The organism is Myxococcus qinghaiensis, from assembly GCF_024198215.1.
Classification (GTDB): Bacteria; Myxococcota; Myxococcia; order Myxococcales; family Myxococcaceae; genus Myxococcus; species Myxococcus qinghaiensis.
Map to the genome: position 1 here is coordinate 57,591 of NZ_JAKCFA010000004.1, position 12,716 is coordinate 70,306.

General features: G+C 67.9%; 13 protein-coding genes. 11 read left to right on the top strand and 2 right to left on the bottom strand.

Features of this window, described 5'->3' with window-relative positions:
• Positions 1 to 402 precede the first annotated feature (402 nt).
• The 4 genes from LZ199_RS07860 to LZ199_RS07875 are packed head-to-tail and all read left to right on the top strand — an operon-like array spanning position 403 to position 3,981.
• Complete coding sequence (locus tag LZ199_RS07860) at positions 403 to 1,206, top strand: TadE/TadG family type IV pilus assembly protein (protein WP_253993031.1); 804 nt, start codon at positions 403 to 405, stop codon at positions 1,204 to 1,206.
• On the top strand, positions 1,182 to 2,744 hold the full coding sequence (locus LZ199_RS07865; protein ID WP_253993032.1) for a hypothetical protein: 1,563 nt from the start codon (positions 1,182 to 1,184) through the stop codon (positions 2,742 to 2,744). The genes LZ199_RS07860 and LZ199_RS07865 overlap by 25 nt, the downstream gene beginning before the upstream one ends.
• A 5-nt stretch (positions 2,745 to 2,749) precedes the next feature.
• Positions 2,750 to 3,805, top strand: a complete 1,056-nt coding sequence (locus LZ199_RS07870; RefSeq protein ID WP_253993033.1) for a hypothetical protein — start codon at positions 2,750 to 2,752, stop codon at positions 3,803 to 3,805.
• Positions 3,805 to 3,981, top strand: a complete 177-nt coding sequence (locus LZ199_RS07875) for a hypothetical protein (protein WP_407667177.1) — start codon at positions 3,805 to 3,807, stop codon at positions 3,979 to 3,981. Before LZ199_RS07870 ends, LZ199_RS07875 begins: the two co-directional genes overlap by 1 nt.
• A 24-nt stretch (positions 3,982 to 4,005) precedes the next feature.
• Here LZ199_RS07875 and LZ199_RS07880 read toward each other — a convergent pair whose 3' ends face one another.
• The gene (locus tag LZ199_RS07880) at positions 4,006 to 5,235 is read right to left on the bottom strand and encodes an ABC transporter substrate-binding protein (protein WP_253993034.1); all 1,230 of its coding nucleotides are present in this window, start codon (positions 5,233 to 5,235) and stop codon (positions 4,006 to 4,008) included.
• A 183-nt stretch (positions 5,236 to 5,418) separates the two neighbouring features.
• On the opposite strand from LZ199_RS07880, the gene LZ199_RS07885 reads away from it, so the two are divergent.
• The 7 genes from LZ199_RS07885 to sufT are packed head-to-tail and all read left to right on the top strand — an operon-like array spanning position 5,419 to position 11,722.
• Positions 5,419 to 5,931 carry an SUF system Fe-S cluster assembly regulator gene (locus LZ199_RS07885; RefSeq protein ID WP_253993035.1) on the top strand — a complete coding sequence of 171 codons (513 nt, stop codon included), beginning with the start codon at positions 5,419 to 5,421 and terminating at the stop codon, positions 5,929 to 5,931.
• Complete coding sequence (gene sufB / locus LZ199_RS07890) at positions 5,928 to 7,364, top strand: Fe-S cluster assembly protein SufB (protein WP_253993036.1); 1,437 nt, start codon at positions 5,928 to 5,930, stop codon at positions 7,362 to 7,364. The genes LZ199_RS07885 and sufB overlap by 4 nt, the downstream gene beginning before the upstream one ends.
• Positions 7,365 to 7,366: 2 nt before the next feature.
• On the top strand, positions 7,367 to 8,158 hold the full coding sequence (sufC, locus tag LZ199_RS07895) for a Fe-S cluster assembly ATPase SufC (RefSeq protein WP_253993037.1): 792 nt from the start codon (positions 7,367 to 7,369) through the stop codon (positions 8,156 to 8,158).
• Complete coding sequence (gene sufD / locus LZ199_RS07900) at positions 8,155 to 9,483, top strand: Fe-S cluster assembly protein SufD (protein ID WP_253993038.1); 1,329 nt, start codon at positions 8,155 to 8,157, stop codon at positions 9,481 to 9,483. Before sufC ends, sufD begins: the two co-directional genes overlap by 4 nt.
• A complete protein-coding gene (locus tag LZ199_RS07905) occupies positions 9,480 to 10,703 on the top strand; it encodes a cysteine desulfurase (RefSeq protein WP_253993039.1) in 1,224 nt (407 codons plus the stop codon). The genes sufD and LZ199_RS07905 overlap by 4 nt, the downstream gene beginning before the upstream one ends.
• The gene (gene sufU, locus LZ199_RS07910) at positions 10,700 to 11,161 is read left to right on the top strand and encodes a Fe-S cluster assembly sulfur transfer protein SufU (protein WP_253993040.1); all 462 of its coding nucleotides are present in this window, start codon (positions 10,700 to 10,702) and stop codon (positions 11,159 to 11,161) included. The genes LZ199_RS07905 and sufU overlap by 4 nt, the downstream gene beginning before the upstream one ends.
• Positions 11,162 to 11,179: 18 nt before the next feature.
• Positions 11,180 to 11,722 (top strand): putative Fe-S cluster assembly protein SufT, encoded by a 543-nt coding sequence (sufT, locus tag LZ199_RS07915; protein ID WP_253993041.1) that lies wholly within the window; start codon positions 11,180 to 11,182, stop codon positions 11,720 to 11,722.
• Between the two features lie 168 nt (positions 11,723 to 11,890).
• Here the strand turns inward: sufT and LZ199_RS07920 are convergent, their stop codons facing one another.
• A complete protein-coding gene (locus LZ199_RS07920) occupies positions 11,891 to 12,589 on the bottom strand; it encodes a type 1 glutamine amidotransferase domain-containing protein (RefSeq protein ID WP_253993042.1) in 699 nt (232 codons plus the stop codon).
• Positions 12,590 to 12,716: the final 127 nt, after the last annotated feature.

Genomic DNA, 12,716 nt, shown 5'->3' on the forward strand with positions numbered 1-12,716 from the left:
GGACCGCGGGCACCGTGAGTCACGTCCGTGCGGGCTTCCGCACGTGAGCGCCGGGTCCGTGCTTCCAGGTGTTTTCCTGCAGACACCCTTCCGCTTGTTCCGGGGCACCCGTTGCACGCCTGGCTGCTCCACGTGCGAGCAGGCCGAGCGCGTGGCCTCACGCCGCTCAACAGCGTCCGATGTCTGTCATTTCTACAGGTGGTGGGTTTCCACGAGCGGGGCTGGCTGTATTTGTTTGATGTCCGTGAGGGCAGGCAGCCGGGGGCGGCTTTGTGGTGAAGGCAACGGCCCTCGGGGAATGTTTGTCATTGTTGTGCAGGGGGCGACATTTCCGGGTTTGGAGTGGAAGTTTCGAGTCCCGGGGATTTTGAGGGGGTGCTGTGGGCTGGTAGTGATTGGTGTATGCGATGTCGCCTCTGCTTCCATCGTGCAAGGGCACAGTCTGGACAGGCCGCGGTGGAGTCCGCGATTGTCCTGCCGCTCTTCGTCTTCCTCATCCTGGGCATCCTGCAGTTGGGGTTGATGCACCAGGCCCGGCTCATGACGAAGTACGCCGCCTACAAGGCGGTGCGGGCTGGCTCCATCCACAACGCGAGCGTGAAGGAGATGGAGAAGGCGGCGGTCGCCGTGCTCCTGCCGATGCTGGCCAAGCGCGCCTCCGGGCCGAACGGCATCGAATACGTCAAGCCGGTGAACAGCGGGCAGGAGTTCACGGAGAAGTGGAGCGACTTGAAGGCCAACAAGATGGCGGACACCGAGCTGAAGTACGCCGAGGTCACCATCTGCGGGCCGACGAAGCAGGACGCGGGGGGCGGCGGCGGTGAGGTGGACTTCGATGACCCGGACAACGCCACGTCCGCCGACTGGAAGCAGAGCCACCGCACCAAGCTGCGCGTGCAGGTGACGTTCAACTACCGGCTCATCATCCCGTTCGCGGATTGGGTCATCTACAGCGCCGCGCGCGCTCGGGACATGCCCATGCTGATGCGCATGGGCGAGGTGAAGGGCGAGGAGAAGGCCAAGGTGGCGAAGCGCAAATTTGGAAGCGCCTCCACGGGCGAAGGCCCGTACGAGAGCGCCGCCTCCCAGGGCATCTACATCGCCCCCATCCGCGCCACGTACACCATGCGGATGCAGTCGAATCTCTACCTCAACACCGACGACCTGCCCTCGAGCAACGCATGCATGTTCCCGTTCTCCTACTGAGCCGGACGCGCCGCCGCGTCCAACGAGGCCAGGCCATCGTCCTGGGCTCGCTGTCGTTCCTGGTGCTCGCGTTGATGGTGACGTTGAGCTTCAACTTGAGCCACGCGCTGCGCCAGAAGATGAACCTGCAGCAGCACGGTGACGCGATGTCGTTCTCCATGGGCGTGCTGGAGGCACGCGCGCTCAACTACTACGCGGTCACCAACCGGGCCATCGCCGGCTCCTACGTGGCGATGAACAGCCTGCACGGGTACATGGCGGCGGCGAGCATCACCGGCGAGATGCTGCGGGCGGGACAGCTGAACTTCGGTCAAATCGCCGCCTCCGAAGCGGCGAAGTGCGCTGCCTGCCAGGGCCAATGTCCTTGCTGCCAGCACGCGGTGGAGGCGGGGCAGGTCGCGGCCAGTTTCGGCAAGAAGGCCCTGCTGTACGACCGGGACGTGAAGGGGCTGGAGGGGAACTTCAGGAACGCCATGGAGGGGTTGGACCTCATGGTGGACAACATCCACACCTCGCAGCGAGGCGTCCACGAGAAGACCGTGCAGGCGGTGAAGGATGGCTCGAGCCATGGTCTGTCCCAGCTCAAGTCCGATATCGCTCCCGACGTGAGCGCCCTGTCGTCCGCGGTGGGGGCGCTCAACGCCAACGAGTTCAACTGCGCCGTGGACGGGATGCAGTGCGAGGGCAGCGTGGCGAACTCCGCGCCCGAGGCCCGTGCTCGCGTCATGACGGAGATTGGCAATGCGAGTCGCTCCGGGTGGCCCGCGAACCGCAATGGCAGCGGTGTTCCTCCGAAACAGCTCCATCCCCAGTTCCTCAAGGAGTTCATGGACATCCCCAACAACAAGGGGACGTATGCGGTGCTCGGCCACGTGGGCTCCTCCAAGACGGTGCAGAGCAAGAACAAGATCTACGAAGGAGGCCAGAAGGGCGGCAACCAGGGCTCCACCGTCGCCGCCACCGAGTCGGGGTCGCTCGAGCAGACCACCTGGCAGGACGCCATTCCCGCGGTGTCGCCCTATCTCACCTTCATCTGGAGTGACTCGGGAGGCGGTGGCCACACGGTGATGGGCCAGCAGCACACGGGCCAGCATCGCTTCGAGGGTACCAACGCGAAGGCGCTCACCTCGTGCGCGGGCACGGGCAACTGCTTCATGAAGTACCGCGCCAACCCGGATGCCGGGCGGGACTGGGGCCAGCCGCGCGTCTACAGCTATTACACGATGAAGCTGAACGTGGGGAACCCGGAGAAGGCCCCGTGGGAGCTCAACAACTCCCGGAGCGTGACGTTCGAGCACGGCGAGCAGGGCTCGGGGAAGCTGACGTTGTCCGCCGCCGACGGCATGAGCCTGTCCAAGTCCCTGGTCTACTACCACCGCTTCAAGCAGGGCGGCTGGTCGGAGCCTCCCAACCTCTTCGCGCCCTACTGGCGCGTGAAGCTGCATCCCTTCAGGCCCGATGAGGCGAAGAAGGTGCTGGAGGAGGCGGGCAACTCCGATGCGGCCGCCATCGCCGAGGCCCCGGAGGTGTCGCTGTGAAGGCCATGAAGAGAGCTGAGGCGCGGGTCGCTCGGGGCGCCGCGGCGGTGGAGACGGCGCTGTGCATGCTCGTCATCATCCCCGTGTTCATGTACGCCATCTTCCTGGACGACCTGTTGCGCCACATGCTGGACGCGCAGGAGACCGTGCTCTCCACCGTCTGGGACTACGCCGTTTCGGACTACGCGGCGAAGCCGGAGGGCGGGGAGGCCTTCGCGGGCTTCGGCCAGACACAGGGGCTGGCGCGGCAGATGTATTGCGACCACGAGTCGGGGGTGGACAGCTACAAGGCCAATCCTCCCGAGTGCGACCTGCGAAGCATGCATCACCATCAGGAGCTGGTGGCCCATGCCTGCTGGATGCATCCCGAAGCGCAGCAGGTGCAGTGCACCGTTTCCCAGAACGCGGTGGGAAGCTATGGCGTCACGCTGCACGCCGCGTACATGAGCCAGTTCAACCGGGGGGGACTCATCCGTTGCTCGGCGCGAAGTGGCGTCCAGAACTACCTGCTTCCGACCACCTTCCTCCAGGAGTTCTCCCAGGTCGACCTCGCGAAGGAGCACATGGAGGGTGACGTCCATGACAACGCGGAGAAGAAGGGGGACAGGAGCAAGGACACCTACTACCTCCCGAAGGAGCACATCGCCCTGGTGACGGACACGTGGGCCCTTACGAAGCGCCAGAGCTTCGAGCCCGGTGAGAGCCAGAAGGAGGAGGGCGACCTCTACGCGCGCGTGGCGCAGGTGTACACGAACGGCGAAAACAGCGGATACACGCAGATGCAGACCGCCGCCCAGACGCTCGTCACGCAGGCCATCAGCAACAAGCTGCTGTCTCCCACGCTGGCGCTCGCCGGAGCCAAGCCCGGTGACGACCCGACCCGCGTCAGCATGTCCATCAAGCCCCAGAACGGCGCGCCGACCCAGCTGATAAACCAGGGCCTGGGCGCCGGCACCTACTTCAACAACGAGTGGCGTGACTGGGAAGCGAACAACAACGAGAAGACGCAGCAGAAGCGCGGCGACTTCTACATGGGCTGCCAGAAAGCAGGACAGTGCTGATGGCTTCGTTGCAACGTCGCAAGCCGCGCGGCCAGTCCATGGTCGAGTACGCCGTCGTCACGGCCGCGCTGATGGGGTTCACGGTGATGGGCTGGCCGTTCCTGGTGCAACTGCTCAACGCGCTCCAGCGGTACTTCAGCTCCATCTACTACGTCATCCAGTCCCCCATCCCTTGAGGACGGGGGACCGGGCACGCACCGCTACGGCTTCACGGTGGTGACGAACTCCGCCTTGCCACCGGCGACCTTCAGGACGACGGCTTCCTTCACCGCGTCGCGGTTCGCATCCAGCGTGATTCGCCCCGCCACGCCCGGGAAGTCCTTCGTCGCGGCAATCGCGTCACGCAGCGCCGGGCCGCTCGTGTCCGGGGCGCGCTTGAGCGCCTCCACCAGCACCCGCGCCGCGTCGTACGACAGCGCCGCCACGCTGTCCGGCACGCTGCCGTACTTCTCCTTGTAGCGCGCCAGGAACGACTGGAGCACCGGGTCCGGGTTGCCCGGCGAGTAGTGGTTGGAGAAGTAGCTGCCCTCCAGCGCGGACCCGCCCAGCTCGAACAGCTTGTCGGAGTCCCAGCCGTCACCGCCGAGCAACGGCACCTTCAGGCCCACCTCACGCGCCTGCCGCGCGATGATGCCCACGTCCGTGTAGTACCCCGGCACGAACACGGCCTCCGGCTTCACCTGCTTGAGCGCCGTGAGCTGCGCGCGGAAGTCCGTGTCGCCCTTCGAGTAGCTCTCCGTGCCCACAATCTTCCCGCCGAACTCCTGGAACTTCGCGGTGAAGACGTCCGCCAGGCCCATGGAGAACGCGCTCTTGTTGTCCGTCAGCACCGCGACCTTCGACAGCTTCAGGTTCTCCTTGGCGAACTTCGCCATCACCAGGCCCTGGAACTCGTCGATGAAGCAGACGCGGAAGATGTAGTCGCCCTTCTTCGTCACCTCGGCGCTGGTGGAGGTGGGCGTAATCATGGGCACCTTGCCCGCCTGCGCCTTCTCCGCCATCGCCATGGACACGGACGAGGCCGCCTCGCCGAGAATCGCCACCACCCGGTCTTGGGTGATGAGCCGCGTCGCCGCCTGCGCCCCTTCCTCCGGGCGCCCCTGGCTGTCGTATACGCGCACCGCCAGCTGGCGGCCCCGCACTCCGCCCGCGGCGTTCGCCTCGTTGAGCGCCAGCTCGATTCCGTTGCGCGCGGAGACGCCGAACGTCGCCTCGCTGCCTGTCAGGCTGCCCACCTCGCCAATCAGGATGGTGCCCTTCTCGTCGGGCGCCACCGCCGGGCTGTCCGCGCCCGCGGGCACCTGAGCGGCCGTGCCGGCCTTGGACGGGTCGGCGGCCTGCCCGGTGGGAGGAGCCTCGGTGGGGGCGGACTTCTTCTCGCAGCCCGCCAGGGCCAGGGCGAGCGTGGCGAGCAGCAGCAGTGGACGCATCAGCGGATTCCCTCCGGATAGCAAGAATCCCACCCTAGCCCTCTCCCTCTTGCCCTCCAACCAGGGGCCTTGAACGGTCGCCCTCGAAATGCAATGTGGACTAAATCGGTCCAGATTACATATGACGCGCCCGGAGGCCCTGAGGCCCCGTGGGCATGGACCCAGAGAGGAGAAGCGTCCCGCATGCTCCGGATGAGCAAGATGACCGACTACGGCATCGTGCTGATGACCGAGCTGGCTCGCGCGGAGGGTGGCACCCGCACCACTCGCGAGCTGGCGGCACGCACCCGTGTGCCACTGCCCTCGGCCAGCAAGGTGCTCAAGGGCCTGCTGCAGGCGGGGCTCGTGGTGTCCCACCGGGGCGCCAACGGTGGCTATGGCCTGTCGCGCCCCGCCGCGTCGCTCTCCCTGTCCGAGCTGGTGGCCTCGCTGGAGGGGCCCGTCGCGCTCACGGAGTGTGGCGTGCACACCTCCGGAGGCGCGCCCTGTGAGCTGGAGTCCGTGTGCCAGATACGCGGGCACTGGCGGCTCATCAATCACGCCATCCAGGAAGCGTTGGGGCGCCTGACGCTGGCGGACCTCATCGCCCCGGCGCCGCGCATGCCCGAGCGACTGGTGGGCCTGGGTACCCCCAGGGCCGCCCCGGCCGCCGCCAACATCTCGACACCTTCCGCCACGACAGGAGTCCGCTCATGACCACCGACACCCTCCAGGAACTGACGCGCCGCCCGTACGCGGCCGGCTTCGTCTCCGCGGTGGAGGCGGACACCTTCCCGCCGGGGCTGAACGAGGACGTCATCCGCGCGCTGTCGGAGAAGAAGGGCGAGCCTCCCTTCCTGCTCGAGTGGCGCCTGAAGTCCTACCGCCACTGGCTCACGCTGCGCGAGCCCACGTGGCAGGCCGTCACGTACAAGCCCATCGACTACCAGGCCATCAGCTACTACTCGGCGCCCCGCTTCAAGCCGAAGAAGGACAGCCTGGACGAGGTGGACCCGGAGATTCTCCGCACCTACGAGAAGCTGGGCATCCCCCTGGTGGAGCAGCAGCGGCTGCAGAACGTCGCAGTGGACGCCGTGTTCGACTCGGTGTCCGTGGCCACGACGTTCAAGGACAAGCTGGCCAAGGCGGGCGTCATCTTCTGCTCGTTCTCGGAGGCCGTGCGCGAGCACCCGGAGCTCTTGCGAAAGTACCTGGGCTCGGTGGTGCCGCACTCGGACAACTTCTTCGCGGCGCTCAACTCGGCCGTGTTCAGTGACGGCTCGTTCGTCTACATCCCCAAGGGCGTGAGATGCCCCATGGAGCTGTCCACGTACTTCCGCATCAACGCCGCGGAGACGGGCCAGTTCGAGCGCACGCTCATCGTCGCCGACGAGGGCTCGTACGTGAGCTACCTGGAGGGCTGCACCGCGCCCCAGCGCGACACCAACCAGCTGCACGCGGCCGTGGTGGAGTTGGTGGCGCTCAAGGGGGCCACCATCAAGTACTCCACGGTGCAGAACTGGTATCCGGGTGACGCGGAGGGCAAGGGCGGCATCTACAACTTCGTCACCAAGCGCGGCATCGCCCACGAGCGCGCGAAGATTTCGTGGACGCAGGTGGAGACGGGCTCGGCGATTACGTGGAAGTACCCGAGCGTCATCCTCAAGGGGGATGACTCGGTGGGCGAGTTCTACTCGGTGGCGCTCACCAACAACCTCCAGCAGGCGGACACGGGCACGAAGATGGTGCACCTGGGGAAGAACACCCGCAGCACCATCGTGTCCAAGGGCATCTCCGCGGGGCGGGGGCAGAACACGTACCGCGGGCTGGTGAAGGTGCTGAAGAGCGCGGAGAACGCGCGCAACTACACGCAATGCGACTCGTTGCTCCTCGGGGACAAGTGCGGCGCCCACACGGTGCCGTACATCGAGGTGAAGAACGCGTCGGCGCAGGTGGAGCATGAGGCGTCCACGTCGAAGATAGGCGAGGACCAGCTCTTCTACTGTCGGCAGCGCGGCATCTCCCAAGAGGACGCGGTGTCGATGATTGTGAATGGCTTCTGCCGGCAGGTGTTCAAGGAACTCCCCATGGAGTTCGCGGTGGAAGCCCAGAAGCTGCTCGGAGTGAGTCTGGAAGGGAGCGTGGGGTAGGTATGGCTTTGCTGTCCGTTCGGAATCTGCACGCCCGTGTGGGCGACAAGGACATCCTCAAGGGCATCGACCTGGAGGTGGGCGCCGGAGAGGTGCACGCCATCATGGGGCCCAATGGCTCTGGAAAGAGCACCCTGGCGAGCGTGCTCGCGGGGCGGGATGCGTACGAAGTGACGCAGGGCGAGGTCCTCCTCGACGGCAAGCCGCTGTTGGAGCTGGCCCCCGAGGCGCGCGCCGCCGAAGGTGTGTTCCTCGCCTTCCAGTACCCGGTGGAGATTCCGGGCGTGGGCAACCTGCACTTCCTGCGCACCGCGCTCAACGCGCAGCGCCGGGTGAAGGGGCTGGAGGAGCTGGATGCGATGGACTTCCTCCAGATGGCCAAGGAGAAGTCGAAGCTGGTGCAGCTCGACGCGGCCTTCATGAACCGCTCGGTGAACGAGGGCTTCTCCGGCGGCGAGAAGAAGCGCAACGAAATCTTCCAGATGGCGGTGCTGGAGCCGCGCCTGGCCATCCTCGACGAGACGGACTCGGGCCTGGACATCGACGCCTTGCGCACGGTGGCGGGCGGAGTGAACGGGCTGCGCTCACCCCAGCGCTCCATGGTGGTGATTACGCACTACCAGCGGCTGTTGGACTACATCGTCCCGGACAAGGTCCACGTCATGGCGGGCGGGCGCATCATCCGCTCCGGTGGACGCGAGCTGGCGCTGGAGCTGGAGGAGAAGGGCTACGGCTGGCTGGGGCTCCAGGACGGCAAGGCGGCCGCCACGAAGGGCGGGGAGGCACGGCGATGACGCCGGGCGTGACTCGCTATGTGGACGTGGCCTCGCGCTTCCAGGCGCGGGACGCGACGACGCCCGCGTGGCTCCAGCGCGTGCGCCAGGAGGGGCTCGAGCACTTCGCGCGGCTGGGCCTGCCCACGACGCGGGACGAGGCGTGGAAGTACACCAACCTCTCGCCCATCGCGGACGGGGCCTTCGTGCCTTCCGCGACGGCGGGGAGCACGGCGGAGCTGTCGGCGGTGGTGGCGCGGCTCGCGCTGCCCGGTCCCCGGCTGGTGTTCGTGGACGGGCGGCTGTCGCCGGAGCTGTCATCGGTGGCGGGCCTGCCGCGGGGCCTGACGCTGAAGCCGCTGCGCGACGCGCTGGTGGAGGACGGGGCGCTGCTGGAGGCGGAGCTGGGGCAGCGGGCGCTCGCGGCGGAGCAGGCCTTCACGGCGCTCAACGCGGCGCTGCTGGAGGACGGGGCCGTGCTGCGCCTGGCGCCGGGGGCGCTGAGCGAGGTGCCCGTGCAGCTCCTCTTCCTGACCCGGGGCGACGCGCCGGTGCTGGCCAGTCCGCGCATCCTCGTGGTGGCGGGAGAGGGCAGCGAGGCGACGCTGGTGGAGACGTACGCCAGCGCGACGGGCGTCAGTGGCCAGGGCTTCACCAACGCGGTGACGGAGGTGACGCTGGGCGACAACGCCAGCTTGAAGCACTACCGGCTCCAGTCGGAGGGTGACGCCGCGGTGCACGTGGGCGGGCTGCACGTGCTGCAGGGCCGGGACAGCCGCTTCGTGTCCCACAACTTCGCCTTCGGCGGCGTGCTGGCTCGCAACGAGGTGAGTGTCACCTTCGCGGGCGAGGGCGGCGATGCCACCCTCAATGGCCTGTACGTGGGGCGGGGGACGCAGCACCTGGACCAGCGGACGGCGCTGGACCACGCGGTGCCCCGCTGCACCAGCCGCGAGCTGTACAAGGGCGTGCTGGATGACCGGGCGCGCGGCACCTTCCACGGACTGGTGAAGGTGCGGCAGGACGCGCAGCGCACGGACTCGCGGCAGCAGAACCGCAACCTCCTCCTGTCGGAGCACGCGCAGGCGGATACCCGGCCGCAGCTCGAAATCCTGGCGGACGACGTGAAGTGCGCGCACGGCGCGGTGGTGGGGCGGCTGGATGCGCAGGCGCTGTTCTACCTGCGCTCGCGAGGCATTCCCCGCGCCGAGGCCGAGCGGTTGCTCACGTATGCCTTTGCCCGGGAGCTGGTGGATGCGGTGCCGGAAGGGCCGGTGCGCGCGAGCGTGGAGGGGCTGCTCGCCCCGAAGCTTCCGGGTGCTCCCCGGACGGAGGTGACGGCATGAGCGCGTTCGACGTGCAGCGTGTCCGCGAGGACTTCCCCCTGCTCCGGCAGGAGGTGCGGGGCCGGCCCCTGGTGTACCTGGACAGCGCGGCGACGGCGCAGAAGCCGCAGGCCGTCATCGACGCCATCGTCCGCTTCTACCAGCACGACAACGCCAACGTGCACCGAGGCGTCCACATCCTCTCCGAGCGCGCCACCGAGGCGTACGAGGGCGCGCGCGAGACGGTGCGCGGCTTCCTCAACGCGCGGGACGCTCGGGAAATCATCTTCGTGCGCGGCACCACCGAGGCCATCAACCTGGTGGCGCAGACGTACGGCCGCAAGCACGTGGGGCCCGGGGATGAAATCCTCATCACCCAGATGGAGCACCACGCGAACATCGTCCCCTGGCGGATGCTCTGCGAGCAGACGGGGGCGACGCTGCGGGTGATTCCGGTGGATGACCGGGGCGAGCTGGTGCTGGACGCGGTGGACGCGCTGCTCACGGAGAAGACGCGCATCCTCGCGGTGACGCACGTGTCCAACGCGCTGGGCACGGTGAACCCGGTGAAGGAGCTGACGCGCCGGGCGCACGCCAAGGGCATCCCCGTGCTGGTGGATGGGGCGCAGTCGGTGACGCACTTCCCGGTGGATGTGCAGGATTTGGGCTGCGACTTCTATGCGCTGAGCGGGCACAAGCTGTTCGGCCCCACGGGCATCGGCGTGCTGTACGGCCGCCTGGAGCGCCTGGAGCCGATGCCGCCGTATCAGGGCGGCGGCGACATGATTCTCTCCGTGACGATGGAGAAGATTACGTACAACCGCGTGCCGCACCGGTTCGAGGCGGGGACGCCGAACCTGGAGGGCGCGGTGGGCCTGGCCGCGGCCATCCGCTATCTCCAGGCGTTGGGGTTGGACGCCATCGCCGAGCATGACCGGGCGCTGATGGCCTATGCCACGCAGGCGCTGGAGTCGGTGCCGGGGCTGCGGCTGGTGGGCACCGCGCGCGAGAAGGCGGGCGTGCTGTCCTTCACGCTGGAGGACATCCACCCGCACGACGTGGGGACGATTCTGGACCGCGAGGGCATCTGCATCCGCACGGGCCACCACTGCGCGCAGCCGGTGATGCAGCACTTCAAGCTGCCGGCGACGGCGCGGGCCTCCCTGGCGCTCTACAACACGCGCGAGGACGTGGACGCGCTCGTGCGGGGCCTGCACAAGGTGAGGGAGGTGTTCCGATGAGCTCGGACTCGGACGACTTGAAGGACCTCTACCAGGAGGTGGTGCTGGAGCACTCCAAGCGGCCGCGCAACTACCGCGTGGTGGAGGGCGCCAACCACGAGGCGGCGGGGCACAACCCGCTGTGCGGAGACCAGCTCTCCGTGACGATGAAGGTGGACGGAGACGTCATCCGCGACATCGGCTTCCAGGGGCAGGGCTGCGCGATTTCTCGCGCGTCGGCTTCGCTCATGACGGGCGTGGTGAAGGACAAGACGCGCGCGGAGGCGGAGGCCCTCTTCGAGAAGGTGCACAAGCTGGTGACGGAGGGGCCCGAGTCGATGGACGTGGACTCACTGGGCAAGCTCGCGGTGCTGTCCGGCGTCAGCGAGTTCCCCGCCCGGGTGAAGTGCGCCAGCCTCGCGTGGCACACGATGCGCGCGGCGCTGGAAGGGCGAGATGAAGCGGTTTCCACGGAGTAGGGAAGGAGGGAGCGGACGATGCGAGGCGTGACGGCGATGCTGGAGCGGGAGGTTCCCGCGACCATCATTCCCAGTGGTGACAGGGTGGTGCTGCCAGAGGGCGCGGAGCTGCGGGTGATGCAGACCCTGGGCGGCAACATCACGGTGCAGGACCCCTACGGGCAGCTCTTCCGCATCGACGAGAAGGACGGCGCGGCGCTGGGCGCGGAGTATGCGCCGCAAGAGAAGGCCGCCGGGGACGCGAGCACCTTCCACGAGGAACAGGTCTGGGAGCAGCTGCGCACGGTGTATGACCCGGAGATTCCGGTGAACATCGTGGAGCTGGGCCTGGTGTACGCGTGCAAGACGGAGCCGCTGCCGGAAGGTGGCCAGCGCGTGGACATCCAGATGACGCTGACGGCGCCTGGCTGCGGCATGGGCCCGGTGTTGGTGGACGACGTGCGCACCAAGGTCGGCTCGGTGCCCGGCGTGAAGGAAGCCAACGTCGAGCTGGTGTGGGACCCGCCCTGGGACCAGGGCCGGATGACGGACGTCGCTCGGCTTCAGCTCGGCTGGATGTGACGCACGCGGGGCCCTGGGCCTCGGACGCTTCGCGGTGGTTCCGCGAGGCGTCCGTCCGTGGGGTTCCCATGCGAGTGAGCACAGACGCCGCGCCCGCTTGAGGTCGCCGAGCCGCATGCCCGGGCACGCGGCCGTCACGAGCTCCTCGCCCGCTGTGCCCGAGGCCGCTCAGCGCGCCGCGAGCCTGCGGACGCCGAAGCTCAGGGCCGCGGTGGCCAGGCTCCCCGCGAGCAGCCGGGGCCAGCGACGCACGGCTTCCGTCGGCGGATGGTAGCGCGCGGGCGCGGGATGCTCCTCGGCATGGCGGATGCGCTCGCGCACCTCCGGCATCTTCTCCTCGAACAGCTCCACCATGGCGCGCTCGAAGACGGGCAGGTCCTGCGGCCCCCGGCTGGAGACCCAGTTGTCGTCGCGCACCATCGACTCGTCGCGCCACTGCGCGCCAGAGTTCTTCACGTCGTCGCGGATGCCCGGCCACGAGGTGAGGGTGCGCCCCTCCGTGAGCCCCGCGGAGATGAGCAGCCACGGCGCGTGACAGATGATGGCGATGGGCAGGTTGAGCGAGTCCGCGTCGTGGATGAAGTCCTTGGCGAGCGCGCTCTGTCGCAGCGTGTCCGGGTTGATGAGGCCGCCGGGCAGGAGCACCGCGTCGAAGTCCGCCGCCTTCACGTCCTTCAGTACCGCGTCCACGCGGACCTTCTTGCCGGGGAGCATGTGGTTCATGCCGCGGATGTGGCCGGGCAACAGCGACACAATCGTCACCTCCGCGCCCTGGCGCTCCAGCTTCTTGACGGGCCGCGTCAGCTCCACCTGCTCGAAGCCGCTCGTCGCCAACACCGCCACCCGCAACCCCTTCAGCTTCTTCATCGCGCGCTCCTGTCCCTGAACGCTCCCGACTCTGTGCACGGTGGTGCGTCCGTGCACGGGGGATGAGGCGATCAGCCAGGCCCTCTGCTCATGTCCCGCCAGTGGCCTGGAGAGCAGGCGAGCTGCC

Excerpts from the sequence above, each read along its gene's own strand:
- sufC (WP_253993037.1), top strand. The coding sequence starts at position 7,367 with ATGGCTTTGCTGTCCGTTCGGAATCTGCACGCCCGTGTGGGCGACAAG.
- sufB (WP_253993036.1), top strand. The coding sequence starts at position 5,928 with ATGACCACCGACACCCTCCAGGAACTGACGCGCCGCCCGTACGCGGCC.
- sufU (WP_253993040.1), top strand. The coding sequence starts at position 10,700 with ATGAGCTCGGACTCGGACGACTTGAAGGACCTCTACCAGGAGGTGGTG.
- sufD (WP_253993038.1), top strand. The coding sequence starts at position 8,155 with ATGACGCCGGGCGTGACTCGCTATGTGGACGTGGCCTCGCGCTTCCAG.
- sufT (WP_253993041.1), top strand. The coding sequence starts at position 11,180 with ATGCGAGGCGTGACGGCGATGCTGGAGCGGGAGGTTCCCGCGACCATC.
- LZ199_RS07875 (WP_407667177.1), top strand. The coding sequence starts at position 3,805 with ATGGCTTCGTTGCAACGTCGCAAGCCGCGCGGCCAGTCCATGGTCGAG.
- LZ199_RS07880 (WP_253993034.1), bottom strand. The coding sequence starts at position 5,235 with ATGCGTCCACTGCTGCTGCTCGCCACGCTCGCCCTGGCCCTGGCGGGC.
- LZ199_RS07870 (WP_253993033.1), top strand. The coding sequence starts at position 2,750 with ATGAAGAGAGCTGAGGCGCGGGTCGCTCGGGGCGCCGCGGCGGTGGAG.
- LZ199_RS07905 (WP_253993039.1), top strand. The coding sequence starts at position 9,480 with ATGAGCGCGTTCGACGTGCAGCGTGTCCGCGAGGACTTCCCCCTGCTC.
- LZ199_RS07865 (WP_253993032.1), top strand. The coding sequence starts at position 1,182 with ATGCATGTTCCCGTTCTCCTACTGAGCCGGACGCGCCGCCGCGTCCAA.
- LZ199_RS07860 (WP_253993031.1), top strand. The coding sequence starts at position 403 with ATGCGATGTCGCCTCTGCTTCCATCGTGCAAGGGCACAGTCTGGACAG.
- LZ199_RS07920 (WP_253993042.1), bottom strand. The coding sequence starts at position 12,589 with ATGAAGAAGCTGAAGGGGTTGCGGGTGGCGGTGTTGGCGACGAGCGGC.
- LZ199_RS07885 (WP_253993035.1), top strand. The coding sequence starts at position 5,419 with ATGCTCCGGATGAGCAAGATGACCGACTACGGCATCGTGCTGATGACC.